The organism is Photobacterium sanguinicancri, from assembly GCF_002265265.1.
In the GTDB taxonomy this organism is placed as follows: Bacteria; Pseudomonadota; Gammaproteobacteria; order Enterobacterales; family Vibrionaceae; genus Photobacterium; species Photobacterium sanguinicancri.
Map to the genome: position 1 here is coordinate 1 of NZ_NOIF01000553.1, position 350 is coordinate 350.

Consider the following 350-nt stretch of genomic DNA (forward strand, 5'->3'; position numbering starts at 1 on the left):
TGGAGAGCGCGGCGGCGCGTCTTCGTGACGGTCGCAGCACGGTGACCGACACGCTGAAGGAGCTGCAGGGCGTCATCGACGACCTGGTGCAGGACGGTTTCAAGACGGAGAACGCCTCGGAGGCGTACTCGACGGCGTACTCGGAGCTGACGACGTCGCTCGACGACGCGGCCGAGGCTGTGAACGACATGGCGCAGGCGCTGGACCGTATGGCGGACTCGATCCGCGACAAGGACGCCGAGCTCGCCGGCGGCTGAACCCCGCTTCGCATTTCAGGGCTGCGGCCCGGTCTTCCGACCGGGTCGCAGCTTTTTTGCGTGCGGCCGGTGGTTGCTTCTCCACGGGTCGGG

General features: G+C 68.0%; 1 protein-coding gene. It reads left to right on the top strand.

The features are described 5' to 3' along the window. A partial coding sequence (locus tag ASV53_RS26715) for a WXG100 family type VII secretion target (RefSeq protein ID WP_141226372.1) occupies window positions 1–257 on the top strand: 257 nt, incomplete at its 5' end. Window positions 258–350: the final 93 nt, after the last annotated feature.